Source organism: Microbacterium sp. NPDC089188 (genome assembly GCF_040685155.1).
Lineage (GTDB): Bacteria > Actinomycetota > Actinomycetes > Actinomycetales > Microbacteriaceae > Microbacterium > Microbacterium galbum.
The window spans coordinates 379,148-405,514 of record NZ_JBFBHH010000003.1 but is presented as its reverse complement, the minus strand read 5'-3'; the positions used below and the strand labels follow the sequence as shown (position 1 = coordinate 405,514).

25 protein-coding genes are annotated in these 26,367 nt (G+C 71.6%); 9 read left to right on the top strand and 16 right to left on the bottom strand.

The genetic code is table 11. From position 1 onward, the window contains the following. Positions 1–68 precede the first annotated feature (68 nt). Positions 69–1,391 carry a hypothetical protein gene (locus tag AB0N80_RS11795; RefSeq protein ID WP_315993106.1) on the top strand — a complete coding sequence of 441 codons (1,323 nt, stop codon included), beginning with the start codon at positions 69–71 and terminating at the stop codon, positions 1,389–1,391. Positions 1,392–1,539: 148 nt separating this feature from the next. On the opposite strand, the gene AB0N80_RS11790 is transcribed toward AB0N80_RS11795, so the two are convergent. Continuing rightward, the gene (locus AB0N80_RS11790) at positions 1,540–3,504 is read right to left on the bottom strand and encodes a glycosyltransferase (protein WP_315993107.1); all 1,965 of its coding nucleotides are present in this window, start codon (positions 3,502–3,504) and stop codon (positions 1,540–1,542) included. Positions 3,505–3,637: 133 nt separating this feature from the next. Between AB0N80_RS11790 and AB0N80_RS11785 the strand changes: the two genes are divergently transcribed. Beyond that, positions 3,638–4,249, top strand: a complete 612-nt coding sequence (locus tag AB0N80_RS11785) for a VTT domain-containing protein (RefSeq protein ID WP_363578807.1) — start codon at positions 3,638–3,640, stop codon at positions 4,247–4,249. Positions 4,250–4,358: 109 nt separating this feature from the next. Here AB0N80_RS11785 and AB0N80_RS11780 read toward each other — a convergent pair whose 3' ends face one another. Beyond that, on the bottom strand, positions 4,359–5,120 hold the full coding sequence (locus AB0N80_RS11780; protein WP_363578806.1) for a fructosamine kinase family protein: 762 nt from the start codon (positions 5,118–5,120) through the stop codon (positions 4,359–4,361). Positions 5,121–5,166: 46 nt separating this feature from the next. On the opposite strand from AB0N80_RS11780, the gene AB0N80_RS11775 reads away from it, so the two are divergent. Further along, positions 5,167–5,949: a DNA/RNA non-specific endonuclease gene (locus AB0N80_RS11775; protein WP_363578805.1), complete on the top strand. Its 783-nt coding sequence runs from the start codon at positions 5,167–5,169 to the stop codon at positions 5,947–5,949. Between the two features lie 80 nt (positions 5,950–6,029). Here the strand turns inward: AB0N80_RS11775 and AB0N80_RS11770 are convergent, their stop codons facing one another. The 3 genes from AB0N80_RS11770 to AB0N80_RS11760 form a co-directional block, all read right to left on the bottom strand. Further along, positions 6,030–6,632 (bottom strand): methyltransferase domain-containing protein, encoded by a 603-nt coding sequence (locus AB0N80_RS11770; protein ID WP_315993111.1) that lies wholly within the window; start codon positions 6,630–6,632, stop codon positions 6,030–6,032. 276 nt (positions 6,633–6,908) lie between these two features. Then, the gene (locus AB0N80_RS11765; protein WP_363578943.1) at positions 6,909–7,553 is read right to left on the bottom strand and encodes an FMN reductase; all 645 of its coding nucleotides are present in this window, start codon (positions 7,551–7,553) and stop codon (positions 6,909–6,911) included. A 1-nt stretch (position 7,554) separates the two neighbouring features. Beyond that, entirely contained in the window at positions 7,555–8,787 is a 1,233-nt protein-coding gene (locus AB0N80_RS11760) for an LLM class flavin-dependent oxidoreductase (RefSeq protein WP_315993113.1), read from the bottom strand. 138 nt (positions 8,788–8,925) lie between these two features. Between AB0N80_RS11760 and AB0N80_RS11755 the strand changes: the two genes are divergently transcribed. Next, the gene (locus tag AB0N80_RS11755) at positions 8,926–9,993 is read left to right on the top strand and encodes an acyltransferase family protein (RefSeq protein ID WP_363578804.1); all 1,068 of its coding nucleotides are present in this window, start codon (positions 8,926–8,928) and stop codon (positions 9,991–9,993) included. 181 nt (positions 9,994–10,174) lie between these two features. Here AB0N80_RS11755 and efeB read toward each other — a convergent pair whose 3' ends face one another. From efeB to efeU, 3 genes are all read right to left on the bottom strand, one after another. Then, positions 10,175–11,509, bottom strand: a complete 1,335-nt coding sequence (efeB, locus tag AB0N80_RS11750; protein WP_363578942.1) for an iron uptake transporter deferrochelatase/peroxidase subunit — start codon at positions 11,507–11,509, stop codon at positions 10,175–10,177. 2 nt (positions 11,510–11,511) lie between these two features. Beyond that, entirely contained in the window at positions 11,512–12,741 is a 1,230-nt protein-coding gene (efeO, locus tag AB0N80_RS11745; RefSeq protein WP_363578803.1) for an iron uptake system protein EfeO, read from the bottom strand. Positions 12,742–12,805: 64 nt separating this feature from the next. Then, the gene (gene efeU, locus AB0N80_RS11740) at positions 12,806–13,780 is read right to left on the bottom strand and encodes an iron uptake transporter permease EfeU (RefSeq protein ID WP_363578802.1); all 975 of its coding nucleotides are present in this window, start codon (positions 13,778–13,780) and stop codon (positions 12,806–12,808) included. 203 nt (positions 13,781–13,983) lie between these two features. Between efeU and AB0N80_RS11735 the strand changes: the two genes are divergently transcribed. After that, positions 13,984–15,000 (top strand): 2-oxoglutarate and iron-dependent oxygenase domain-containing protein, encoded by a 1,017-nt coding sequence (locus AB0N80_RS11735; RefSeq protein WP_363578801.1) that lies wholly within the window; start codon positions 13,984–13,986, stop codon positions 14,998–15,000. A 283-nt stretch (positions 15,001–15,283) separates the two neighbouring features. Here the strand turns inward: AB0N80_RS11735 and rpsO are convergent, their stop codons facing one another. Beyond that, entirely contained in the window at positions 15,284–15,553 is a 270-nt protein-coding gene (gene rpsO / locus AB0N80_RS11730) for a 30S ribosomal protein S15 (protein ID WP_013583433.1), read from the bottom strand. Between the two features lie 201 nt (positions 15,554–15,754). Here rpsO and AB0N80_RS11725 point away from each other — a divergent pair, with 201 nt between their 5' ends. The 3 genes from AB0N80_RS11725 (at position 15,755) to AB0N80_RS11715 (ending at position 18,359) form a co-directional block, all read left to right on the top strand. Further along, positions 15,755–15,976 carry a DUF167 domain-containing protein gene (locus AB0N80_RS11725; protein WP_363392637.1) on the top strand — a complete coding sequence of 74 codons (222 nt, stop codon included), beginning with the start codon at positions 15,755–15,757 and terminating at the stop codon, positions 15,974–15,976. Continuing rightward, positions 15,973–17,277, top strand: coding sequence for an MFS transporter (locus AB0N80_RS11720; protein WP_363578800.1), 1,305 nt, complete (start codon positions 15,973–15,975; stop codon positions 17,275–17,277). The genes AB0N80_RS11725 and AB0N80_RS11720 overlap by 4 nt, the downstream gene beginning before the upstream one ends. A 164-nt stretch (positions 17,278–17,441) precedes the next feature. After that, complete coding sequence (locus tag AB0N80_RS11715; RefSeq protein WP_363578799.1) at positions 17,442–18,359, top strand: DMT family transporter; 918 nt, start codon at positions 17,442–17,444, stop codon at positions 18,357–18,359. A gap of 112 nt (positions 18,360–18,471) precedes the next feature. On the opposite strand, the gene AB0N80_RS11710 is transcribed toward AB0N80_RS11715, so the two are convergent. From AB0N80_RS11710 to AB0N80_RS11700, 3 genes are all read right to left on the bottom strand, one after another. Further along, entirely contained in the window at positions 18,472–19,032 is a 561-nt protein-coding gene (locus AB0N80_RS11710; protein WP_315993121.1) for a YceI family protein, read from the bottom strand. Between the two features lie 141 nt (positions 19,033–19,173). Beyond that, entirely contained in the window at positions 19,174–19,539 is a 366-nt protein-coding gene (locus tag AB0N80_RS11705) for an FKBP-type peptidyl-prolyl cis-trans isomerase (protein ID WP_013583439.1), read from the bottom strand. A 260-nt stretch (positions 19,540–19,799) separates the two neighbouring features. Then, positions 19,800–20,960, bottom strand: coding sequence for a PrsW family intramembrane metalloprotease (locus AB0N80_RS11700; protein WP_363578798.1), 1,161 nt, complete (start codon positions 20,958–20,960; stop codon positions 19,800–19,802). A gap of 83 nt (positions 20,961–21,043) precedes the next feature. Here AB0N80_RS11700 and AB0N80_RS11695 point away from each other — a divergent pair, with 83 nt between their 5' ends. Beyond that, positions 21,044–21,910, top strand: coding sequence for a fumarylacetoacetate hydrolase family protein (locus AB0N80_RS11695; RefSeq protein ID WP_315993123.1), 867 nt, complete (start codon positions 21,044–21,046; stop codon positions 21,908–21,910). Between the two features lie 244 nt (positions 21,911–22,154). Here the strand turns inward: AB0N80_RS11695 and AB0N80_RS11690 are convergent, their stop codons facing one another. From AB0N80_RS11690 to AB0N80_RS11675, 4 genes are all read right to left on the bottom strand, one after another. Then, the gene (locus AB0N80_RS11690) at positions 22,155–23,618 is read right to left on the bottom strand and encodes an aspartate ammonia-lyase (RefSeq protein WP_315993124.1); all 1,464 of its coding nucleotides are present in this window, start codon (positions 23,616–23,618) and stop codon (positions 22,155–22,157) included. A gap of 114 nt (positions 23,619–23,732) precedes the next feature. Further along, complete coding sequence (locus tag AB0N80_RS11685; protein WP_363578797.1) at positions 23,733–24,644, bottom strand: phosphodiesterase; 912 nt, start codon at positions 24,642–24,644, stop codon at positions 23,733–23,735. A gap of 166 nt (positions 24,645–24,810) precedes the next feature. Continuing rightward, positions 24,811–25,140, bottom strand: coding sequence for a peptidase (locus AB0N80_RS11680; RefSeq protein ID WP_315993126.1), 330 nt, complete (start codon positions 25,138–25,140; stop codon positions 24,811–24,813). After that, positions 25,140–26,357, bottom strand: coding sequence for an anion permease (locus AB0N80_RS11675; protein ID WP_315993127.1), 1,218 nt, complete (start codon positions 26,355–26,357; stop codon positions 25,140–25,142). Before AB0N80_RS11675 ends, AB0N80_RS11680 begins: the two co-directional genes overlap by 1 nt. Positions 26,358–26,367 lie beyond the last annotated feature (10 nt).

Genomic DNA, 26,367 nt, shown 5'->3' with positions numbered 1-26,367 from the left:
GCTTCACCCTACCAGCGACGACCGCTTCGGGGTGGTCGCGCCACGCCTTCGTGCTCTAGCGTGACCTCATGGGTCTCACGCGTCTCACCAGTCACACGCTCGCCGCGTGCCTGGTCGTCGGCGCGACCTTCCTGCCGATTTCCGCCTCCGCCTCGGTCGCGTCGACCGCGACGAGCACACGTCCCGCCGCTGTCGACGAGTCGGCCGTGGCGGCGCTGAAGGACCAGCTGGATGCCGCGGAGGCGGCGGCAGCGTCCGCGTCCCGTCGCGCGCTGGACGCGTCCGCCGCCGCCGAGCGCACGCGCCGTCTCGCGGACACGACGTCCGCGCGCGCTCAGACCCTGACCGAGCAGAGTACGGCGGCCGATGCCGCCCTGTCGCAGGCGAGCAGCCGCGCGGGGGCCAGCGCCGCCCGCCTCTATCGGACGGTCGGCGCCGGGCCTCTGGTCGCTCAGCTGCTCACCGAGGCGGATCCCGATTCGCTGCTGCAGCGGCTCGGTCTCCTCGACCACGTCACCTCCGTCAGCGCGCGCACCGCGGGCGACGCCCGATCGGCCGCCGACGTCGCGACGTCACTCCGCACGCAGGCCGAGGCGGCGCGCACCGAAGCGGCTCGGCTCGCGGCCGAAGCGGAGACCACGGCGGCCGCGGCCCGCGGGGAAGCGGATGCCGAAGCGGCCGGTGTCGCGGCGGCGCAGTCGCGACTGGACGAGCTGTACGCGCAACTCGCCGCCCTGAAAGAGACCACCGCAGCCCAGGAGCGCGCAGCCCGTGAACGCGAGAAGGCCGCACGCGACGCCGCCGAGGCCGGCGGCGCGACCGGTGGCGGCTCCGGATCGAGCGGATCCGGCGGCTCGGGAACGGGCGGCTCCGGCGGCAGCGGGTCCGGTGGCGGGTCGGGAGGAGCAGGCGGCGGGTCCGGCAACTCCGGCGGGGGCGGGTCGGGCGGCAGCGGCTCGGGCGGCGGGTCCGGCGGCAGCGGCGGAGGCTCGGGCGGCGGGAGCGGCTCCGGCGGAGGCGGTTCGAATGGCGGCGGGTCGGGCGGCTCCGGCGGCGGCTCGACGGCACCCGCGGGCCCGATCATGAGCCCGGGCGAGGCCCGCGATCATGCGCGCGGCGCGATCCGTTCCTACGGGTGGGGCGACGATCAGTTCTCCTGCCTCGTCTCGCTGTGGAATCGCGAGTCGGGCTGGCGCGCCGACGCCCTCAATCCGTGGAGCGGCGCGTACGGCATCCCGCAGGCGCTCCCGGGCGAGAAGATGGCATCCGCCGGTCTGGATTGGCGCACGAACGCGGCGACGCAGATCTCGTGGGGACTGTCGTACATCAGCGCGCGTTACGGCTCTCCCTGCGGAGCATGGGCGCACTCGGAGCAGACCGGCTGGTACTGAGCGCCGGCTCGGCGCGGGGCGCCGATCACGGACCCTCCGACGAGCTCAGAGTCCTCCGCGCGCGAGGTGGTTGAACCTGTCGAAGCCACCGGACCCCTCGACGAACCCAGGGTCCTTCCCGGGCAGCCGCCCCGGGCATCGGCGTGCGTCACGACGCGGGGGTGCGCTCCCGATCGCCGCGGGTGGGGAGCTCGACGTATCCCTCGTGCTTCGCGTGGATGCCGTCACCCGCGGTGCGACCGCGGACTCGGCGCCACACCCAGGGCAGCGCGTCACGGGTCAGCCATCCGCCGCGCGGGGCATCGTCGTCGGCGTGGAGCGCCTCATCGAGGCCCAGCAGGGCTCGTGCGTCGGGAACGCCGAGCGCCTCCGCCGCGCGGTAGGCGACGAGCCGGTGCCCCGACGAGCGTAGGTGCACCAGATCGTCGGCCCACAGCGGCAGCTCCCCGATCTCGGCGGCGGCCTCCAGGTCGAGCAGGATCGCGCCCTGGTCCGCGGCGATGCGGCGCAGATGCACGTTGTAGGCCGCGAAGCGGCGGGCGAAGATGCGAGCCGCCGGCCGTCGAGGGAGGAACGTCGTGACGAGCAGGACGTCGGCGCCCGTGCGACGTACCGCGCGCACCGCCGACTCGACCTCCGCCACGAGGGCGGGAATCACCGGGGCCGGCCCGACGAGGTCGTTGGCACCGATGAGGATCGACACGAGGTCGGGCTGCAGGGCCAGGGCCGCGGGGATCTGCTCGTCGATCAGGTGCCGCACGCGGCGGCTGCGCACGGCGAGGTTCGCGTAACGGAAAGGCCCCTCGTCGCTCGTGTGCGCGAGGAGCTCCGCGAGGCGGTCCGCCCACCCGCGGAACTGGCCCGAGGGCATGCGCGACGCGTCGCACAGCCCCTCGGTCAACGAGTCGCCGAGGGCGACGAAGCGGGTCCAGCGACCCCGTGTGCGCGTGGCCTCGACGGCCGCCGGGCGCGGCCCGCCGCGCAGGAGGAGGTTGTCGTCGATGCGGCGGAGGGCGATGGCATCCGCGTAGTGTCCGACGAGGTCGCCCGTCAGGGCCGCCCACGTGCGCCCCTGCACGGCGCCGCGCGCGGCGCGCGCGAAGGCGCGGCGCTTCGCCTCGTCGCCGACGAGATCGGCGACGCGCGCGCGCAGGTCGCCGAGGTCGCCGGGCTTGTAGAGCCAGCCGTCGACGCTCGAGCGCACGAGATCCAGCGGACCGCCGACTCCCGTCGCGACCACCGGGACGCCGCTGGCCAGGGCCTCCTGGATGGTCTGCCCGAAGGTCTCGCTCTCGCCCGGGTGCACGAAGACGTCGAACCCGGCCATGACCGATGACAGGGCCGTTCCGGACAGGTGGCCCGTGAAGACGGCATCCGGGAGGGCTTTCTCGAGCGCGGGGCGCGAGGGACCATCGCCGACGATCACCACGCGGGTGTCCGGCAGGCCGGCGAGGACGCGGAGGTCGTCGACCTGCTTCTCGGGCGCGAGGCGACCGACGTACCCGATGATGCGCTCGCCGTGCGGCGCCACCTCGGCGCGCCACGCGTCGTCGCGGTGCTCGGGGGCGAAGCGCACGGCATCCACTCCCCGACTCCAGCGGCGGATGCGATCCACGCCGAGCTCCTCGAGCTGACGTGTCGACGCCGACGAGGGAGCGAGGGTGAGCGTGGCCCGACGGTGAAGGCGGGCGACGTGAGCGGCGACGAGGGCCGTGGCGTGCGGCAGGCCGTACTTCTGCGAGTAGGCGACGACGTCGGTCTGGTAGACGGCGACGGAGGGGATCTTCAGGGCGTCCGCCGCGGCGAGCCCCTGCCACCCGAGGACGAACGGGGATGCCAGGTGCACGACATCGGGGTCGAAGTCGCGCAGCAGGGCGCCCAGGCGTGCCGCTCGGGCGAACACCACCCGCACCTCGGGGTAGGACGGCAGCGGCACCGAGCGCAGGAGCTCGGTGCGGGCGCCGTGCAGGTCGGCGGTGACGTCTCCCGACCTGGGGGCGATGACCAGCGTCTCGTGCCCCGCGTCGGCCAGGTGGCGCAGGACGTGGAGGACGGAACCGGTGACCCCGTTCATGTGCGGGAGGAAGGATTCGGCCAGCAGCGCGACTCTCACGACACCAGGGTGCGACCTCGGCGGCCCTCGCGGGGCGCGTGATGGGTCGACGTTCGCGATGTTCACCGGATGCTCCGCGGGGCGTCACCGCCGCGTGGGCGGGGCGTCTCGATCGGCGGCGGAGAGTGACGGGATGGACGGGGTCGACGCGTGGCTGCAGGCGATCGCGGCGAGCCCGTGGGCCCTGCCGGCGATGGCGGTACTGGTGTTCGCGGACGCGTTCCTCGTCGTCGTTCCGGGCGAGGCGGCGGTCACGGCCTTCGGCGCCCTCGCCGTCGCGCACGGCACCCCGCCGCTGGGCGGTGTGATCCTCGTCGCCGGGGCCGCCGCGTTCGCCGGCGACCTGTGCTGCTACCTCGTGGGGCGCGCGGTGGGGGTCGAACGGTGGCCGTGGATGCGCGGGCCTCGCGTGTCGGCCGCGTTGGAGTGGGCACGCCGGCGCCTCGACCGAAACGCCGCACTCGTGCTGTTCACGGCGCGGTTCGTCCCGTTCGCGCGTCTCGCGGTGAACCTCGCCGCCGGGGCTGCGCGCGTGAACCCGGCGAGGTACCTGGGCGTCGCCGCTCTGGCGGCGCTGGCCTGGGCGGCGTACCAGGCGGTCATCGGCGCGGTGGTGGCCGCCGTCGTGCCCGGCGGTCCGGTGGTGGCGGTGGTGGTCTCGATCCTCGTCGCGGTGGGGATCGGCGTGGGCGTCGACCTCGTCCTCGCCCACCGGGCGAAGCGGCGGACGGCCGCGCGGGGCTGACGCGGGGCCGCGACGGCGCCCTCGCGTGGACCCGCCGATGCCGCGCGCCTCGGGCTTCTCCGCCCGATCCTTTCGAGGGTCCCGAGATTCCAGATGCCGAGACCGGCGCTCAGACCAGCGCGAGCGTCTCCTCCGCCGCCTCGACCAGCGCTCGACCGTACGACGGACCGTGACCCGCGGCGTGCACCGCAAGCGGGTGCAGCTGATGGACCGGCACGCGGTCGCGCCATCCCCCGCGAAGCGGATGCGCGCGGTCGTAGGCGGCGATGATGCGGTCGAGGAACGGAGCGCCGAAGAGGGCGAGCATCGCGAGGTCGGTTTCGCGGTGGCCGCCGTGCGCCGCGGGATCGATGAGCACCACGCCGTCGGCGGCCCACAGCACGTTCCCGGCCCAGAGGTCGCCGTGCAGGCGCGCGGGCGTCTCCTCGTCGTCGAAGGCCCCCTCCGCGACGAGGGCGCACGCGCGCCGGACCACCTCGGCTCCGGATGACGACAGAGCCCCCGCGGCGAGCGCGACCGGCAGGAAGGGCTCGACGCGCTGCGCGGCGTAGAACGCGCCCCACGTCGCCGTCGGGCGGGCGGGTTGGGAGCGGCGTCCGATGAAGATGTCGCCCTCCCACCCGGGCGGCGGCGAGCCGAAGGCCGGGGCGCCGGCGTCGTGGGTCGCGGCGAGCGCGGCACCGAAGGCTTCCGCGGCCTCGGCCGTCGCGCCCGTCTCGGCGATGCGCTCGATGCAGATGCGATCGTCGGCGACCTCGGCGACACGCGCGATGCGCGCTCCCCGCGCCTCCGCGAGCCAGCGGAGTCCGGCCGCCTCCGCGGCGAAGAAGCCCGCGGGCGCGTCGGAACGGGTCTTCACGTGCTGTTCCATCGCCTCAGTCTGTCGCGATGTCGGAAGGCCCGGGCACCATGGGCGTATGAGCGACGGCTACGACCCGGACTTCCTCGGCATCCCCCTGCCCCTCCCCTCGCCCGCACGGGCGACCACGCGGCTCGACTACCCGCGCTTCTCGGTGCTGCTCGACGAGGGGCGACGGTTCGCGGCCGTCACCGCCGTGGTGATCGACGGCGCGACGCTGCGCGACCTCCCCCGCACCGGCGAATGGCGTCTCGACCCGCGCGTCGATGCCGACGCGCAGGCGGGGGCCGAGATCTACAGCCGCAACGACCTCGACCGCGGGCACCTCGTGCGACGCCGGGACCCGGGTTGGGGCACGACCGACCAGGCGCAGGATGCCACCGAGGCCACGTTCTTCTACACGAACGCCGCACCGCAGGCGGCCGGCTTCAATCAGTCGAAGGAGCTCTGGCTCGGGCTCGAGGACCATGTGCTCGCGTACGCGGAGACGACCGATCAGCGCATGGCGGTGTTCACCGCGCCGGTGCTCGCCGACGACGATCCGCCGTACCGCGGTATTCGGGTGCCGCTTCGCTTCTGGAAGATCGCGGCGTGGCGCGAGGGCGACGCCCTGGCGGCCGCCGGTTTCGTGCTCGATCAGACCGACCTGGTCGATACGCGGCAGGGGCTGGTGGTGCCCCCGCTGGGGGCGTTCCGCACGTTCCAGGTGCCGATCGCCGAGATCGCGGCCGAGACGGGGATAGACGTGGGGCCGCTCGTCGCGGCGGATACCCTCGTCCGCCGCGGACTCCGCCCGGTAGCCGCGCGCGAGCTCCGCGGCGCGGACGACATCGTGCTCTGAGGCATCCGCTTCCCGGACGGGTCGCTCCGTGCGCCGCTGCGGTCGCGGATCGCCGGGCGCTCACCGCCGGGCCGCGCGCGTCAGCGCACGCGCACCGCGTGCAGGAGCGAGTCGACCGCCGCCGCGGGGTGGCCCTCGCGGAGTTCCGCATCGGCGCTCGTTCGCACGATCCGTTCGCACCGCGCGATGCGGAACCGGTCGTCGAGCGCGCCGCGCAGCACCTCCGGGGTGTAGAGGATCGCGGGGTCGGAGGGCCCGTGACCTCCCGCGGCGATGTTCTCGACGTCGTGACCGACGACGACGAGCGTGCCGCCGGGCGTCACCCATTGCGCGATCCTCGCGATCGCCGCCGCGCTGTCGGGAAGGTGGAGGTAGCACGACACGACGAGATCCACGGGGGCGTCGGGCTCCCATTCGTGCACGTCGGCCTGGACCCACTCGACGGCGTCACCACCGGGCCGAGCCGCGGCGAGCGCGAGTCCTGCGCTCGAGAAGTCGAGACCGGTACACGCCCAGCCCCGCTCCGCGAGCCACAGCGCGGTGCGTCCGTCGCCGGTGGCCACGTCGATCGCGGTTCCCGACGGCAGCGGGGTCACGATCTCCCGCACGACCGCGGGCGGTTGGGTGGCCCACACTCCCCCGGCCGAGGCGCGGTATCGCTCGTCCCACTGCGCGGCATCCATCCCGACTCCTTCTGCTCGCCCCCACCCTAGGCGGAGCGTTGCTTCGTCGCCCGCGCACGAGCTCTCCGTGGTGCGTACACCTTCCGCTCGGACGCCCCAGAAACGACGGAGGTCACGCGCATCACCGAGTTCGCGCCCCCGCACCCTCGAACCGGCCCGTGCACACCCTCCGCGACGCGCATACCCGCACCCCGAATCCCGCGGAGATCACGCCCATCACGCCCCACGCACGACGACGCCCCGCCACCCACGAGGGCGACGGGGCGTCGAGACGGGTCACTCCCCCGACAAGCCGCCGAGGAGGTGACCGAACGAGCGGCCCTCGCCGAGGTACGAGGAGGGGTCGAACGGGTCGGCGTCGCGCACGGGCTCGCGGGCTGCGATCGCGTCGGCGAACTCGCGGGCGCCGCGGTCGACGCGCGAGCCCAGCGGGGCGACCTCGTCGGCGTTGGAGCCCCAGTCACTGGATGCCGCGAACACCCCGGTCGGTACGGGATTCGCGTGCAGGTAGGTGAACAGCGGACGGATCGCGTAGTCGATGGCGAGCGAGTGACGGGCAGTGCCGGCGTTGGCGCCGATCAGCACCGGAGTGCCGGAGAGGGCCTGCGGGTCGAGCACGTCGATGAACGACTTGAACAGGCCCGAGTAGCTCGTCGAGAAGATCGGCGTGACAGCGATCAGGCCGTCGGCCGAGACGACCGTGTTGATCATCTGCTCGAGCGCCGGCGGGGCGAAGCCCGTCAGCAGGTTGTCGGTGAGGTCGTGCGCGTAGTCGCGCAGTTCGAAGACGTCGGCCGTGGCCTCGATCCCCCGCTCGCGCAGTTCGGCGAGCGCCGCGTGGGCGAGGCGGTCACCGAGCATCCGCGTCGACGAGGGCGTCGACAGTCCCGCGGTCACGACCGCGATGCGACGGGCGGCCATCTCAGGCACCCACCTTCGTCGCCGCGGCGCCGAACGCGCTGCCCGAGCGCGGCGCGGCATCCTGGTAGGGGCTTCCCGAGACCATGTTGTCGCCGCGGTTCGCGCCGGGGACGGCCTGGCGCGGGGCGGCACCGGCGTAGATCTTCTCGACGAGGTTGGCGTGCGTGGGCGCGTCGGGCACCTCTGCCGGGCGGTTCTTCTGCAGCTCCTTGCGCAGCACCGGCACGACCTCACCGCCCAGGATGTCGAGCTGCTCGAGCACCGTCTTGGTGGGCAGCCCTGCGTGGTCGATGAGGAAGAGCTGACGCTGGTAGTCGCCGAAGGTCTCGCGCATCGCGGCGTAGCGGTCGATGATCTGCTGCGGCGATCCGACGGTCAGCGGGGTCATCTCGCTGAAGTCCTCGAGGCTCGGGCCGTGGCCGTAGACGGGGGCGTTGTCGAAGTAGGGGCGGAACTCCCGCACCGCGTCCTGCGAGTTGGCGCGCATGAAGACCTGACCGCCGAGACCGACGATCGCCTGCTGGGGCGTGCCGTGGCCGTAGTGGGCGAAGCGCTCGCGGTAGAGGGTGATGAGGCGCTGGTAGTGCTCCTTGGGCCAGAAGATGTTGTTCGCGAAGAAACCGTTGCCGTAGTACGCGGCCTGCTCGGCGATCTCGGGCGTGCGGATCGAGCCGTGCCAGACGAACGGGGGCACGCCGTCGAGGGGACGCGGGGTCGAGGTGAAGCCCTGCAGCGGCGTGCGGAACTTCCCCTCCCAATCGACGACGTCCTCGCGCCACAACTTGTGCAGCAGGTCGTAGTTCTCGATCGTCAGCGGCAGGCCCTGACGGATGTCCTTCCCGAACCAGGGGTACACCGGACCGGTGTTGCCGCGGCCGAGCATGAGGTCGGCGCGGCCGCCCGACACGTGCTGCAGCATCGCGAAATCCTCGGCGATCTTCACCGGGTCGTTCGTGGTGATCAGCGTCGTCGACGTCGTGAGGATGAGGCGCTCGGTCTGCGCGGCGATGTACGCCAGCGTCGTCGTGGGCGACGACGACCAGAACGGCGGGTTGTGGTGCTCGCCGAGGGCGAAGACGTCGAGGCCCACCTCTTCGGTGTGCTTCGCGATCGTCAGGGTGTCCGTGATGCGCTGAGCTTCGCTGGGCGTCTTGCCCGTGGTCGGGTCCTGGGTGATGTCGCTCACCGTCATGACACCGAACTGCATGCCCGGCCAGTTGTTCGTCTCACCCATGATGCGCCTCCTGTTTTGTATGCATCTGAATATACATGGTGGAACGCACCACGCCGGGGTTTATTCCGCCGTACCCCATCGGCATCCGGAATCCACCCCCGTGGACCCCTCTTCCCGACGCGATTATCGTCGCCCGGGATGACGGATGCCACGACCTCGCCCCCGAAGACACGCACGGCGTTCTGGGACAACGCCCGGTTCGCCGCGATCACCCTGGTCGTGTTCGGCCACGCGATCCAACGCCTGACCTACGACTCGGATGCCGCGGAGGCGCTGTACCTGCTCGTGTACGCGTTCCATATGCCGCTGTTCGCGCTGGTCGCGGGGTTCTTCTCATCGTCCGCCGAGCCGACGCGGCGCCGGATGGCTCGCCTGTTCACCGACCTCATCGCGCCCTACCTGATTCTCGAGACCCTGTGGACGATCACGCAGTTCCTCGTCACGGGGAGGACGAACCTCGACCCCGCGCAACCGTCATGGACGCTGTGGTTCCTGCTCGCCCTCGCGCTGTTCCGGCTCGTGCTGCCGTATCTCGCGCTGCTGCGCGCGCCGGTGGTGTGGGCCCTGGCGATCTCGATCGTGGCCGGATACCTGCCGAGCATCGACTCGACGTTCTCGCTCTCGCGCTTCCTCGGCCTGCTGCCCTTCTTCACCCTCGGATGGTGGCTGCGCGAGCACGACGTCGTCGCGCGCGCGGGGCTGCTCGCGGCGCGGCCCGTGTGGCTCCGGGCGGCCGCCGCGACCGTTCTGGTCACCGCCGCGGCGCTCGCCTTCGTCTTCGTCGACACCTGGCGCGACGTGCGGCTGGGAACCTGGTTCTTCTTCGTCGATGCCTATGCCGACCTCGACGCGCCGCAGTGGTGGGCGGGCGGGGTGCGGCTCGCGATCATCGCGCTCGCGCTCGTGCTGATGGCCGCGTTCCTGGTGCTGATCCCCCGCCACGAAACCCGCTGGACGCACCTCGGTCGGTACACGATGTACGTCTACCTGCTGCACACGTTCGTGCTCTACCCGTTCCGCCAGTCGGGAGTGCTGCGGGGCCTCGAGCCGATGGGGCTGTGGATCCCTGTCGTCGTCGTCGCGAGCGTCGGCATCGCCGTGGCGCTGTCGAGCCGCCCGGTCCGGCGTCTGACGCGCCCGCTGGTGGAGCCCCGGATGCCGTGGCTCTTCCGCGACCGCGAGCTCGGCGCGGGTCGCGGGAGCTGACGCACCCCCGCGGCCCGCGACCCGCGACATCACACGATCGGCCCGAGAGCGCAGCTTCGACGACGCCGCACGTCGTGATCTCGCGCGGAACGTGTGACCTCGCGCCCGCGGCCGCGCACCGACGCGCCCGCGCACCGACGCCGTGCGGGCCCACGCCGCGCAGGCCCACACCGCCCGCTCCCTACGCGCCCAACAGCCCCGCCCCGATCGACGCACCCGAGGCGGGAGCCGGGGGCACCGCCCACAGCCCCGAGCCGACATGGCGGAGGTACTCGCCCATGGCATCCGTCGACAGCGCCTTCTGGAGCGTGATGAAGCGATCCGGGCTCTTCTGGAACGACAGGAAGAACAGCCCGGCGTTCAGCCGACCGAGGTCGGTCGTGCCGTCGACGAAGTTGTAGCCGCGGCGAAGGATGCGGATGCCGCCGTTGTTGTCGGGGTGCGCGAGGCTCACGTGGCTGCGCCGGTCGATGCGGGGCATGCCCGTGGCATCCGTCGCTCCGAAGTCGGGCGCGGTGAACTCGTCGCCGCCCGACAGCGGCGCCCCCGCGGCCTTGTCGCGACCGACGACGCGGTCCTGCTCAGCGAGGCGGGTGCGATCCCACGTCTCGATGAGCATCGCGATGCGCCGCGCCACGAGATACGACCCTCCCGCGAGCCACGCCGGACCCTCGGATGCCGAGACCCACACGTTCTCGTCGAGCGCGGCCGTGTCGTCGGCGAGGATGTTGGCGGTGCCGTCCTTGTACCCGAAGAGGTTGCGCGGCGTCGTCTGCGCGGCGGTGGTCTTGGAGGTCCGGCCGAAACCGAGCTGCGACCAGCGGATCGTCGCACGGCCGAAGGCGATCCGGCTGAGGTTGCGGATCGCGTGGACGGCCACCTGCGGATCGTCGGCGCAGGCCTGGATGCACAGGTCGCCGTCGGAGCGCAGCGGGTCGAGGTCGTCGCCCAGGAACGCCGGCAGCCGTTCGAGGCCCGGCGGGCGCTGCCCCTCGAGCCCGAAGCGGGCGTCGAAGAGCGACGGCCCGAAGCCGAACGTGATCGTGAGGTTGCTCGCCGGAAGACCTACGGCCTCCCCCGTGTCGTCCGGCGGGGCCTCGGGCGAACCACCCAGGGCACCCGTCGCGCTCACGTCGAGGCCCTGCATCAGGCGGTTCGCGGCGTAGGTCCAGTCCGCGAGCAGCTCCGCGAGGTCGTCGCGGGTCGTCCGCGCCATCATGTCGTACGCGGCGAAATGCAGGTGCTCCTGCACCGGGGTCGTGATGCCGGGCTGATGGATGCCGGATGCCGGGGCCACGGCATCCATCACCCGTCGCGCCTGATCCTGGCCGTACGCCGCTCCCCCCACGAGACCAGCGCCCGCGCCGACGACGAGGCTGGTCGCGCTCGCACCGATGGCCAGGCCCATCAGGTCGCGGCGGGACACTCCCGCCGACGCGTCGCGGCCGGACGGCGACGCGGCTGCCGCCGAACCCGAGGGTCCGGCGGCAGCGGAGGTCTGTTCGTCGTGGCTCACGCTCACTCCAGCACCGTGACCGTCAGCTGCGACAGCGGCTCGGCGAGGGCGTTGATGAGGTCGGTCAGCTGACGCTTGTCCGCCTCGGTGAGCTGCGAGTACGGCACGAAGCCGGCGTCCGCGGAGCCGTGCGCGGCGAGGGCCGCCTCGAGGTCGGCGTAGCCCTTGTCGATGCGCGTCACCAGCTCGGCGCCCTTGTCGCCCTTCGATTCGGCGAAGTCGCGGACGAGCGAGAAGGCCATCTTGGAGCCCTCGACGTTCGCCGCGAAGTCGTACAGATCGGTCCCCGACCACCAGTCCTCTTCGCCGCTGATCTTGCCCGTGGCGACCTCGTCGAGCAGCGCCATGGCGCCGTTCGAGATGCCGGCCACGCCCTGCGCGTCGAGCGCCTGGGTGAAGGCGTCGGAGTGGACGTAGTCGTACAGCTCCTGCGTGTCGGCGATGAGCTTGTCGCCGTAGGTGGCGCGCTCGGCGGGGGTGGAGGGCGCCCAGTCCTTCCAGGCGGGCGTCTCACCGTCCGCGTTCAGCGCGTCCTGTGCGGGGACCCAGAGGTCCTTCTCGATGCGGTGGAACCCGGTCCAGTCCAGGCCCTCGGCCACGGCGTCGACCTCGCGGTAGTCGATGCGGGGGTCGAGGTCGCCGAGCGCCTCGGCGATGGGCTCGATGCGCTCGTAGTACGCGCGGACGCGCGGGAACTGCTCGCGCGCCGTCGCGTCGTCGCCGCTCTCATAGGCGGCGGCGAGGGTCTGCACCGCGGGGATGAGCTGCCCGACCTGGTCCTTCACGAAGGCCGCGTACAGATCGACGGCCTGCTGCTTCTGCTCGGCATCCGGTCCCTCGACGGCCACGGCGTCACCGGTCACCGTGAAGGCGGCTTTGCCGACGCCGTCGCCGACCATCCCCGGCTTGCACAGGGTGAAGTAGTCACCCGGCTGCGCGACGACGGTGAGATCACGCGAGGCGCCCGGGGCGATGTTCTCGACCTCGCCCACGATGCGCAGGCCGTCGGATGCCAGCAGGTAGAACTCCGTGGTCTGGTCGCTCTTGTTGTCGACCGTGAAAGCCACGGTGCCGCTCGGGGAGCTCCCGGCCGAGACGGCGCAGCCGTCGACGGTCGAGGTCACCGTGAGGGCGCCGGAGGCCGCCGCGTCGGTCTTGGCGACGCAGCCCGAGAGGACGAGGACGGCGGCGCCGGCCGCGGCACCGGCCGCGAGGAGGCGTGTCGGATTCATGGTGCTGTGCTCCGTTCGAGGAAGGGATGCCGCGGCGTCGGGTGCGCGCGGAAGGAAAGGGGTCTCAGGGGGCGGTGGAGGTGGCGACCGTCGCCGGCGCGGCGTCGGGCCGGGACTCCGCCAGAGGAGTGAGCGGCGACGCCGAAGGGCGCGGACGGCGGCCCGCACGCACCCCGCGCACGAAGAGCGGAGCGACGACGGCGACGTAGACGACCCATGCGATGACCTGGATCCAGGTCATCTGGGGCAGGAAGCCCACGGTCGCCTGCAGAAGCACCGCCAGGGCGCTGTCGGGGGCGACGGTGGCCGACACGTCGAACGCCCAGCCGAAGGGGAAGCCCGCCCAGCCGGTGGCGACCAGACCGGTCGCGGCGTCGATCGGCGCGCCGGCGCCGAACGGACCGGGGAGCACGCCCGCCTCCTGCAGATCGTGGAAGGCGTAGGCCAGCACGCCCGCGGCGACGACGACGAGGAACCCGCCCGTCCAGGTGAAGAAGCGGCCGAGGTTCAGGCGCAGCATGCCGCGCGCGATGAACCAGCCGAGGACGACGGCGGTGGCGAGCCCCAGGAGCGCGCCGAGCAGCGCCACGGGCGACTCGCCGAACGACTGCACCATCGACCACAGCAGCAGGGTCGTCTCCACACCCTCGCGGGCCACCGATACGAACCCGATCGCGACGAGCGCCCACACGCCGCCGCGCAGTGCCTTGTCGATGCCGCCCTCGAGGCCCGCCTTCAGGGTGCGGCCGGCCTTCTGCATCCAGAAGATCATCCACGTGACCATCGCGACCGCGAGCAGGGAGAGTCCCCCGCCCAGCAGTTCCTGCGCCTCGAACGTGAGCATGTAGGCCCCGAACGTGAAGATCGCCCCGACGCCGAGCGCCAGGGCCACGGCGAGCCCCACGCCGGTCCACAGCTTCGGCAGGGCGTCGCGGCGATCGAGGCGCGTGAGGTAGGCGACGAGGATGCCGACGACGAGTGCGGCCTCGAGGCCTTCGCGAAGGCCGATGAGGAAGGTGGCGAAGAAGCTGGCAAGCACGGGCGGGAGTTCCGACTTTCACGAGGAGGAAGGACCGCGACGCTGCGGATCAGGTAAGGACAGCCTCACCTGACTGTGACAGATTACGCACTTTCGCCGGTTCGCGCATCCCCGATGTCGACCGGATGCGGACGCCGCGGGCATCCCCGGTAACGCTCGGCAACATTCGCCCACCAGGGCGCGCCCCGACCTAGCCTCGATCCATGTCCGAGTTGAACCTCCCGATCCTCGACCTCTCGCTCCTCGATCAGGGGCCCGAGGCCGCGTCCCGCTTCCGCGACGACCTGCGCTCCGCCACTCACGACGTCGGCTTCTTCTACCTCACCGGCACGGGCGTCACGCCCGCGCTCGAAGAGCGCCTGCTGCAGGCCGCCCACGACTTATTCGCCCTCCCCGAGGCCGAGAAGCTCGCGATCGAGAACGTCACCAGCCCCCACTTCCGGGGCTACACCCGTGTTGGCGGCGAGCGCACGCAGGGGCGCGTGGACTGGCGCGAGCAGATCGACATCGGGCCCGAGCGCGACGCGATCCCGGATGCCGACGGCCCCGGTTACAACCGGCTCATCGGGCCGAACCTCTGGCCGGCCGCCCAGCCCGAGCTGCGCGAGGTCGTGACCGAGTGGCACGACCACCTCACCGGCGTCGCCCGGAAGCTGCTGCGCGCGTGGGCTCTCGCCCTCGGCGCCGAGGAGCAGTACTTCGACCGGCACTTCGGCGACCCGCAGACGCTCATCAAGATCGTCCGCTACCCCGGCAAAGACGACCCGACGCCTCAACAGGGGGTCGGGGCGCACAAGGACTCCGGCGTCCTCACGCTCCTGTGGGTCGAGCCCGGCAAGGGCGGCCTGCAGGTCGAGCGCGACGGCGAGTGGGTCGATGCTCCCCCGGTGCCCGGTGCGTTCGTGGTGAACATCGGCGAGCTGCTCGAGTACGCCACTCAGGGCTACCTGACCGCGACGAACCACCGCGTGATCTCGCCGAGGTACCCCGACGAGCGCATCTCTGTGCCGTTCTTCTTCAACCCGGCGCTCGACGCGCGCCTGCCGATCATCGACCTGCCCGCCGATCTCGCCGCCGAGGCACGCGGCGTCTCGCAGGACCCGACCAACCCCATCCACGCCACCTACGGCGAGAACGCGTTGAAGTCCCGCCTGCGGGCCCACCCCGACGTCGCGGAGCGGTGGCACTCCGACCTGCTGGCCGCGCGCACGGCGTCCTGACCCGCTCGACGAACGCCCGCTGTCCGGCCGACCCGGCGGCGGGCGTTCGCCATTCGCCGCTCGCCGTTCGCACGCCGGAGGTGGCCGGTTCTCGGCGCCGAGGCGGCCGGTTCTCGGCGCCGCGGTGGCTGAGCTTGTCGAAGCCACCGGGGTGCGCGTGGGCTCCGGCCCCTTCGACAGGATCAGGGACCTCCGACGACGATGTACGTGGGAACGCCGAAGGCCGCCCCACACCGTGGGGCGGCCTTCCAAGAATGTTTTGCGCGATAGAACGCTGGTGCGATTAGCGACGCAGACCGAGACGCTCGATGAGCGAGCGGTAACGGTTGATGTCGACGTCCTGCAGGTAACCCAGCAGGCGACGGCGCTGACCGACGAGCAGGAAGAGTCCACGGCGCGAGTGGTGGTCGTGCTTGTGGATCTTGAGGTGCTCGGTGAGGTCCTTGATGCGCTGCGTCATCATCGCGACCTGCACCTCGGGGGATCCGGTGTCACCGGGGTGCGTCGCGTACTCTTCGATGATCGCCTTCTTGACGTCTGCTTCGAGTGCCATAGATGGGATCCCCTTCCTTCTCATTGCGCGGCGCCCGTCACACGATGTGCGAGCTCTCTTTATCCGCGGCCGATCGAACGGCAACCGCATGAGTCTACCAGCATCCGGATGCCGCGAACGAACCGCTGCGCCCCGGCGGTCCCGCGGCCCCCGCGCGCTCCGGCGAGCGGGGGCGTCGGAGGGCTGGCGTAGCCTCGATCCGTGCAGCTCACCGTCCGCGTCAAGCCCGGCAGCCGCCGCGGCCCCCTCGTCGAAGACACCGCCGACGGCCTCGTCGTGCACGTGCGCGAACGCGCCGTCGACGGCGCCGCGAACAGCGGCGTGGTCCGCGCCCTCGCCGCGCACTTCGGCGTGGCCCCGCGCGACGTCGACATCGTCCGCGGCCACACGGCCCGCGTGAAGCGCGTGGACGTCGACGCATGAGCACACGGCAGAGCGCCCTGATCGACGTGCGCCCCCTCACCACCTCCCCCGCCTTCGCGCGCCTGTGGATCGGGTCGACCCTCGCGGGCCTCGGCGGCCAGCTCACGGTCGTGGCGGTCATGCTGCACGTCTTCGAGCTCACGCAGAGCACCTTCGCGGTGTCGATGATCGCCGTGGCGGGCCTCCTGCCGATGGTGGCTGCGGGGCTCTACGGCGGCATGCTCGCCGACGCATTCGACCGCCGCACGGTCGCCCTCCTGGCGGCGGTGGTGACCTTCGCCTCCACCGCCCTGCTCGCGACCCTCGCGTGGACGGGCCTCGAGACGGTCGGGTGGCTCTTCGTCCTCAGCGTCGTGAACTCGGCGGCGAACTCCATCGTGATGGCCACGAAGTCCGCCATCACTCCGCGCCTGCTTCCCCGCGACCTGCTCCCCGCGGCGGCCGCCCTCCAGGGGGTCACCGTCGGCATCATGGTCATGGCCGGCCCCGCCCTCGCGGGCGTGCTCGTCGCCTTCGCCGGATACGCCTGGACCTACTCGCTCGACGTGCTGCTGATGACCTCGCTGTTCCTCGGCCTGTGGTCGTTGCCGCGGCTGCGGCCCGAGGGCGAGGTCGTGCGCCCCGGCCTCGCGTCGCTGCGCGACGGCGCACGGTTCCTGCGCCGCGCCCCGAACATCCGTTTGCAGTACATCCTCGACATCGTCGCGATGACCTTCGGCCAGCCGGTCGCCCTGTTCCCCGCGATCGGTGCGGTGCTCCTCGGCGGCGGCGCGATCACGACCGGCGTTCTCACGGCGGCGGTGGCGGCGGGAGCGTTCCTGTCGAGTCTGTTCTCCGGTCCGGTCGGGCGGGTGCGCCGCCAGGGGCTGGGCATCGAGCGGTCGATCCAGGTCTACGGCCTGTCCATCGGGCTCTTCGGCCTCGTGCTGCTCGCGGCCGCGGTGGGGTGGGGTCGCCCCACCGACACGGGCGAAGACCGGGGCGCCGTGCTCCTCATCGTTCTCGCGGCCCTCGTCCTGGCCGTCTCGGGCGCCGCCGACAACATCAGCGCCATCTACCGCTCGACCATGATGCAGGCGGCGGTCCCGGATGCCATGCGCGGGCGTCTGCAGGGGATCTTCATCGTCGTGGTGGCCGGCGGCCCCCGCGTGGGGGCGCTCTACGCCGGCACCCTCGCCACCCTCGCGGCACTGTGGGTCCCGCCCCTGCTCGGTGGCATCGTCATCCTGGCCCTGGTCGGCACCCTCGTGCGTCTGTCCCCGCGCTTCCGCGACTACGACGCACTCGACCCGCAGCCCTGAGTCCCGCGGCACCTCGCGGGGGCGCGTCGCCCCCGTCGGGCAGCACGGCAGCCCTCCTGAGCGGGACGGGCCGAACACGACCGGACTGCCGATCGTCGGCGGATTCCGGACGTCGCATCCCGGCGACACGATCGATGTCGGAACATCGCCCTATCGTCGGGAGCGTGGCATCCGCTCCCTCCCCCTCCCCCGTCTCGATCGCCGTGCAATTCGTGCTCACCGGCATCGTGTGGGGGTCGAGCTTCCTCTTCATCGCGATCGCCCTCACCGGCATCACGCCCGCGCAGGTCGCGGGCGGCCGGTTGCTGTTCGGCGCTCTCGCCCTCGGTGCCATCGTCGCGATCCGGCGGGAGCGCCTGCCCCGCGACCGGCGCGTCTGGGCCCACCTGTGCGTGCTGGCCTTCAGCTTCTGCGTCGTGCCGTTCCTGCTGTTCGCGTGGGCCGAGCAGCACGTGTCGTCGGGACTGGCGAGCATCTTCAACGCCACCACGCCGATCATGACAGCGATCATGGCGTGGGCGGTGTTCCGCGTCGAGCGCCTCGAGCTCGGTCAACTGCTCGGCGTCGCCGTGGGTATCGCCGGTGTCGTCGTGATCATCGCCCCCGGCGCCGTGTCCGAGGTCGGCGACAGCATCGTCGCCCAGCTCGCCCTGCTCGGCGCGACGGCCTGCTACGGCTTCAGCCTCGCCTACATGCGCCGCTTCCTCGGCGACACGGGCCTGTCGGGGATCGCGTTCGCGTTCGGCTACATCGGTCCGGCTGCGGCCTTCATGGTCGTGCTCTCCCCGCTGATCCTCGCGGAGCCGATGGACCTCTCGCTCCCCGTCGTCGGCAGCATCATCGCCTTGGGCGTGCTCGGCACGGGCATCGCCTACGTCTGGAACCAGAACACCCTGCGCGCCTGGGGCCCCACCCGTGCGTCCACCGTGACGTACATCACCCCCGTCGTCGGGGTGGCCCTCGGCATCCTCGTCCTCGGCGAGAGAATCTCCTGGAATGAGCCGGTGGGGGCCGCCGTCGTCTTCCTCGGCATCCTGCTCGTGCAGCAGCGCCTGCGCCTGCCGCGCCGCACGCGGGCCTGAGTCGACGCGGCGGACCCCGCGTCGCGCCCGGACGGATGAAGACCCCGCATGCCGAGGTGTGGCATCCGGGGTCTTCGTGGGGATCACGACCGCAGCGAGCGCTGCGGAGCGATCACGCCTGGTGCGCGAACTGCAGGTCGAGCTCGATAGTGACGTCCTTGCCGACGAGGACGCCGCCGGTCTCGAGGGCGGCGTTCCAGGTGAGGCCGTAGTCCTCGCGGTTGATGACGGTCTTCGCGGTGGCGCCGACCTTGTAGTTGCCCCACGGGTCGGTGCCGAAGCCGCCGAAGTCGATCGAGAAGGTGGCGGGCTTGCTGACGCCGCGGATGGTCAGCTCGCCATCGACGAGGTAGTCGCCGTCCTCGACACGGACGCCGGTCGAACGGAAGTCCATCGTGGGGTAGGTCTCGACGTCGAAGAACTCGGCCGAGCGGAGGTGCTGGTCGCGGCCCTCGTCCTTGGTGTCGACCGAGGTGACGTCGACGGACGCTTCGACGGTGGCCGCGAGGGGGTTCTCGGGCGCGACGAGCGTGGCGCTCTTCATGCCGAAGGTGCCGCGCACCTTCGAGATCATCATGTGACGGACGGTGAAGGTCACCTCGCTGTGCGAGGGGTCAAGGACCCAGGTGCCCGCCTTGTAGCCGGGGATGTCGAGGGTGGTGGTGTCGGTCATGTCACTCCTAGAGGTCTGGGGAGCCGCGTCGGCGTCCTGGGGAGGTCTAACTCCCATTCACACGAATGTATTCCACGATCGTGGAAAAAAACGAACCCGAGGGTGCCGCAGCCCCCTCGGGTTCGTGAACATCGGGTGTCGTCAGCCGACCTTGAGCAGATCGATGATGAAGATGAGGGTCTTGCCGCCGAGGAAGTGCCCACCGGCGGGGCCGTAGGCGAGGTGCGGCGGGATCACGAGCTCGCGGCGTCCGCCGACCTTCATGCCCGGGATGCCGTCCTGCCAGCCCTGGATGAGGCCGCGCAGGGGGAACTGGATGCTCTCGCCGCGACCCCACGACGAGTCGAACTCTTCGCCCGACTCGTACTCGACACCGGCGTAGTGCACGGTGACCGTGTCGCCGGGCTTGGCCTCGTCGCCGTCGCCGACGATGATGTCGCGGATGACGAGGTCGGAGGGGGCGGGGCCGCTGGGAGCGTCGAACTCCGGCTTGGTGCGATCAGTCATGCATCCATCCAAGCACGCCCGCGCGTGCGCGGCAGCCTCTGGACACCGCCGGAGGAAAGACTCAGCGCCCGGTGCCGCGGCGATGCCTGCGTGTCTCCCGGGCGCTGAGTTGGCCTGTATCGATGGTGCTCCCACCCCACGGCGGTGTCAAGACCCCCGTCGACGAGAACCAGTGGCGCCCGGCCCGTGACGAAGGGACGGCGGCGGCGCGCAGGTGCTCGCGGCGATGCGCCCGCCCGGGCACACGCAGCCGCGGTCCGTCACCGCGACAGCAGGGCCGCCCGCGCCGCCGTCGTGCGCTCGAGCAGGTAGCGCTCGGTCGCCGGAGCCTGGGGATCGCGCCCCGACAGCGTGCGCTGGCGCGCGGCGGCGAGCGCCGTGGCATCCACGATGAACGTCTTCATCACCGGCGAGCGGTCGCCCGGCAGCGTGCGCGCCCAGGCGATGGCGGACCGCCGCCCCGGCCCCGTGGCGAGCATGTCGACCTCCTGCGGGGTGAACCATCCGGCGGCGGCGTATTCGCCCAGGCGGGCGCGGGTGAGGCGCGACTCCTCACGGCGCAGGGCCAGGATGCCGAGGATGAACAGCACGAACAGCGGAACCTGCAGCGCCGCGTAGACCTCGAAGAAGTTCGCGAACGTGGCCGACCCGTTCCAGAGGCCGTGCAGCACGATCGCCCCGACGAGGCCCGGGATGCCGTAGGCGAGGGCCGCGCCCGTGCGCAGGCCGCGACGCGCGGCGAGGCCGAACGCGAACCCGGTGAGACTGGTGAACATCACGTGGGCGAAGGGCGAGAGGACGGCCCTCAGGAAGAAGGTGCTCGCCACTTGAGCCGGGCCGCCCTCGAGGTAGCTGATCGCGAAGTACTGCACGTTCTCGGTGAGCGCGAAGCCCGCTCCGATGAGCGCTCCATACACGATGCCGTCGACGGGGCCGTCGAACGCCCGGCGGGCGAAAGCGAAGATGAGCAGGACGCCGAGACCCTTCGCGATCTCCTCGACGATGGGCGCCTGGACGACGGCGCTGAACGCCTCCGGCAGTCGGCCGACCACGAGCGTGAGCAGCAGGTCGACGCCCAGGGCGATGACGACCGCGGCGATCGCCCCCCAGGCCACCGCGAACACGAGCAGGCGGCGCGGCTCCGGCTCCCACCGGTCGATGTAGCGCACGGCGAACCACACGATCACGAAGGGGATCGCGGCGAGCACGAGCCCGAGGAACGTCGCCGCTGTGCCCAGGAACCCGGTGAAGTACCGCACGAGCAGCGCCAGGAGCGGAACGAGCAGCACGGCCACCACCCACAGCGCCACGCCCCCGCCGCGCGACCGCGGCGGGGCGGCCGATGCCGTTACCTGCGGAGCCGTCGTGATGCGAGTCGGTTCGACCGAACCGGGCCGGGACAACGGCGAGGGGGAGCTCATGGGCTCAGCCTAGAGCGGGCCGGGGACGGCGCATCCGGGGCTTGCGGCCTCCGCTGCGGGGCGCGGGCCGGTAGCGTGGAGGCATGCGTTTCGCCCACGTCCGGTCTCAGGAAGGGGCGGAAGCCCCCCGTCTCGTCAGCGTCCACGGTGAGGAGTTCTCGTTCGTCGACGAGCTCTTCGACGGCGCCCCTGCCACGCTCGAGCAGCTGATCGCCGGCGGTGACGCCCTCCTCGACCGCGTGCGCGAGGCCAGTGCGACCGCCCCGCGGCAGCCCCTCGCCGGCATCCGCTTCGCCTCGGCCGTGCTCGCTCCCCCGTCGATCCTCGCGGTGGGACTGAACTACGCCGCGCACTCGGGCGAGTTGGGACTGAAGACCGACGCGGGCCCGACGGTGTTCGTCCTGTGGCCGAACTCGCTCACCGCGCACGAGGCGACCACGTCGTGGCCCCGGGCGCTCAGCGAAGCCGTCGACTACGAGGCCGAACTCGGGGTCATCATCGGCCGGCCCGGCCGCGACATCCCCGAGTCCGACGCCCTCGACCACGTGTGGGGCTACACGGTCGTCAACGACATCACCGCGCGCAACATCCAGTTCTCCGAGGCGCAGTGGTCGCGGTGCAAGTCGTTCGACGGCTTCACCCCGACCGGTCCGTTCGTGGTCACGGCCGACGAGATCCCCGACCCGCAGGACCTGCACATCTGGACCGTGGTCGATGGACACACCGTGCAGGATGCCAGCACCGGCCAGATGGTGCGCTCGGTGAAGACGCTGATCAACAAGCTGTCGGAGTCGGTGACCCTGCTGCCGGGCACCCTCATCTCCACCGGGAGCCCGGGCGGTGCCGGCTACTCCCGCGACCCGCAGATCTTCCTGCGCGACCGCTCCACGGTGACCGTCGGCATCGACGGCATCGGCGAGTTGACCACGCACTGCCGCATCCTCGACTGACCCGCGCCCGCGCCGAAGCGACCTCGCGCCTTACGGGGCGATGCAGGTGGCCCCGGGGCGATGCCCGTTCACGCCATCGCCACGCGACACGGCCGCAGGTGGCCCCGGGGCGACGGAAGTGGCCCCGGGGCCACCTCGACGCGAGAACGATCGGGATGCCGCGGCACGGCAGACCGCCGACGAGCCGCCCTGAGGGATAGCGCGACGAGGAGTCGGAACGACGAGCACGTCGTTGTACCCGGCCTCAGTCCTCCACGACGCTGTCGGCGGCGCGCACGATCGGGATCGCCGCGGTCACGGCCTGCAGGCCCGACAGACGGGCCGGCGAGATCTGCTTCGTGACCTCTTCGCGGGTCATCAGGCCCGCCTCCACCACGAGGTCGGCGACGTTGCGGTGCGTCAGCAGCGCGGTCTTGGCCAGAGCCGCGGCCGCCGCATACCCGATGAAGGGCGTCAGGGCGGTCACGACGCCGACCGACGAGCCGACCATCGCGCCCAGGCGTTCGCGGTTGGCCGTGATGCCGTCGACGCAGTTCACGCGCAGGGTCCACATCGCCTGGCGCATCCACGTGATCGACTGGTAGATCGAGTGGGCGATGACCGGTTCGAAGGCGTTGAGCTGCAGCTGGCCGCCCTCCACCGCCATGGTGACCGTCATGTCGGCCCCCACGACCGAGAAGGCGACCTGGTTCACGACCTCCGGGATGACCGGGTTGACCTTGCCGGGCATGATGCTCGAGCCCGCCTGGCGCGGCGGGAGGTTGATCTCCCCGAGGCCCGCCTGCGGACCCGACGAGAGCAGGCGCAGGTCGTTGCAGATCTTCGATAGCTTCACGGCGTTGCGCTTGAGCGATGACGAGAACGACATGAAGGCGCCCGTGTCGCTCGTGGACTCCACGAGGTCGGTGGCGGTCTCGAGGTCGAGGCCGGTGATCTCCCGCAGGTGCCGCAGCACCGCCCCCGCGTAGCCGGAGTGGGCGGTGATGCCCGTGCCGATCGCGGTGGCGCCCATGTTGATCTCGAAGAGCAGGTAGGCGTTCTCGGTGAGGCGGTTGTAGTCCTCGCCGAGCGTGGTGGCGAACCCGTGGAACTCCTGCCCGAGCGTCATGGGCACGGCATCCTGCAGCTGGGTGCGGCCGACCTTGAGCACGTCGTGGAACTCTTCCGACTTCGCCAGGAACGACTGGCGCAGCAGCGCGAGCTCCTCGAGCAGGCTCTGGAGTGTGAGCGACAGGCCGATCTTGATCGCGGTCGGGTAGACGTCGTTCGTCGACTGGCTGCGGTTGGTGTCGTCGATGGGCGAGAGGAACGCGTAGTCGCCCTTCTCGCGACCGGCCATCTCGAGCGCGATGTTGGTGATGACCTCGTTCGCGTTCATGTTGGTCGACGTGCCCGCGCCGCCCTGGATGACGCCGACGGTGAACTCGTCGTGGAACTCGCCGTCGATGACGCGCTGCGCCGCGCGGTCGATGAGGTCGGCCTTCGCGTGATCGAGCACGCCGATCTCACGGTTGGCCCGGGCCGAGGCCTGCTTGACCATCGCGAGGGCCCTCACGAGGTCGGGGTAGACCGAGATCGGGCGCTTCGCGATGGGGAAGTTCTCGAGGGCCCGAGCCGTGTGGATCCCCCAATACGCATCGGCGGGGATCTCCATCGATCCCAGGGAGTCGGTCTCGATACGGGTGCGCGTCATTGCGTCCAAAGCCATGTGGGGGTCCTCGTGGGTGTCACGGCGAGCAGGGATGCCACGAGCCTAACCACGGCGGGCGGAGCGGTCGCTGGACACGGCGGCCGGTCGTCGGATCGGTACCGTCCGCCGCGTCTATTGCCCGGTCGCACGCTTGCGCGAGAACGCCTCGAGTCGCTCCTCCGGACTGAGCGCCGCCATCTCGGCCGTCCACTCGGGCGTGAAGTACCCCGTCGCCTCCGCGTCGACCACCGGGACGACGGCGTGGGTGATCGTGTCGTCCCATACGTGGACGAGATGGAACGAACGCCCGGCATCCATCCCGTTGACGGCGTCGGCCGGTCGGGCGAGGTCCATCGTGTAGCAGGATGCCGCGGCGACGCTCACGGGCACCCCCGCGAACGTGCCCGACGTGGAGTAGTGCAGATGGCCCGCGAGGATCGCGCGCACATCGCTGCCCGCAATCGCCTCGGCCAAGCCCGCCTGATCGCGCAGCTCGAGGATGTCGAAGAAGGGGATGTGGGTGGGAAGCGGCGGATGGTGCAGCGCGAGGATCGTCCCCCGCGGGGCGGGCGTTGCCAGTTCGGCCCGCAGCCATGCGAGCTGCGCCGGGTCGAGGTCGCCGTGGTGCCAGCCGGGCACGGTGGAATCCAGCGCGATCAGCCGCAAGCCGTCGAGGTCGTGCACGCTCGTGATCGGATCCTCGGTGGCCTCGGCGTCGAGGAGCTCGGCGCGCATCGCGGGCCGCTCGTCGTGATTGCCCGCCACCCACGCCACCGGCGCCCCCAAGCGCTCCGCCCAGGGCTCCACCGCCTCCCGCAGAGCACGGTACGCCTCGGGCTCGCCGAGGTCGGTGAGGTCGCCGGTGAAGACCACGGCATCCGGTCGGACCCCCGTCGCCTCGGCCGCCGCGAGCGTGCGACGGAGGTGCACGGCCGTGTCGTAACGGCCGCCGAGGAGGCGCTCCCCACCGAGCAGGTGCGTATCGCTGAGGTGGAGGATGACGCGCGCGGCGGGCGCATGCTGACCGAACTGCACGGATGCCATGCCCACAGCCTAGGAGGGGGTTCCGACATCGGCAGGCCGGGCGGGGTGTCCCGTACGCCACCGCGCGGGACGACCGGCGACCCCGGCGTACGGGATCGCGTCCGACCGCGCCGAGGGTCCGGCATCCGGAACCGACCCCCCGCGGAGTCGGACCGGGTTGCGGGCGTCAGTGGTTGAAGAGGATAAGCAGCAGCGCACCCAGCACGGCCGCCGCGCACACGGCGAAGCACACGTAGGCGCCGACGAGCGACAGGCGCTTCTGCCCGTCGCTGAGCGGGTTCTTCTTCGCGGCCTTGGCGACGGCCTTCTCGGCGCGGCGACGCTGCTTGTCGGTGAGCACCGTGATGGCGTCGGTGAACTCCGCGGGCGCGACCAGCGGCGGTCGACCGCCGCGCACGAGCAGGCGCAGCCCGAGGGCGTAGAAGGTGACGACGACCGACGCCCCGATGAGGGCGGCGGCGAAGACCTGCAGGAAGGCTCCCCAGTTGATGAGCATCAGGCGTCCTTCCCGGCCTTCTCGCGCTCGAGGCGGCGCTGGCGGCGCGTGGGTCCGGGCTTGCGCGGCACCTTCACGGCGGCGCCGGAATCGGCGACCTCGCTCATCGCGTTCGCGGAGGTGACGGAGTCACGGCGCGAGCGCAGGAACAGGCCCAGCACGATCACGACGGCGATGACGGCGTCGACGGCGACGCCCCACCCACCGAGCCACACGACGATGAGGGCGGCGGCGGCGCCCACTGCGCCGGCCGCGGGCAGCGTCAGCACCCAGCCGATCATGATGCGGCCGACGGTGTTCCAGCGCACGGTCGAGCCGCGGCGTCCCAGGCCCGACCCGATGACCGACCCGGATGCCACCTGCGTCGTCGACAGGGCGAAACCGAGGGCGCTCGAGGCGAGGATCGTCGCCGCCGTCGAGGTCTCGGCCGAGAAGCCCTGGGCGGGCTTGACGTCGGTGAGGCCCTTGCCGAGCGTGCGGATGATGCGCCACCCGCCCATGTAGGTGCCCAGGGCGATCGTGATCGCGCAGGCGAAGACGACCCACAGCTGCGGGTCGGGGTTGGCGGTGGACTGCCACCCGACGGTGATGAGGGCGAGGGTGATGACGCCCATCGTCTTCTGCGCGTCGTTCGTGCCGTGGGCCAGGGCCACGAGCGACGACGTGAAGATCTGGCCCCAGCGGAAGCCGTCGCGGCCGTCGGCCTTCGCGTCGTAGCGACGCGTGACGCCGTAGGCGATCTTCGTCACGACGAAGGCGATCAGGCCGGCCGTGAGCGGGGCGATGAGGGCCGGGAGGATCACCTTGCTCAGCACGACCCCGGTGTCGATGGCCGAGGCGCCGACGCCGACGAGCGTCGCGCCGATCAGGCCGCCGAAGAGCGCGTGCGAGGAGCTGGAGGGGAGGCCCAGCAGCCACGTGAGCATGTTCCACGTGATCGCGCCGATGAGACCCGCGAAGATGATGGGCGGGAAGATGTCGGGACTCAACTGATCCTCGCGGATCATGCCGCCCGAGATCGTCTTGGCGACCTCGGTCGACAGGAACGCGCCCACCAGATTGAGGCTGGCGGCGAGAAGGACGGCCACCTTCGGCTTCAGCGCACCGGTGGCGATGGGCGTGGCCATCGCGTTCGCGGTGTCGTGGAACCCGTTGGTGAAATCGAAGAACAGTGCCAGCGCGATGACCAGCACGATGATGAGGGCTGCGCTCTCCACCGTTCGCTTT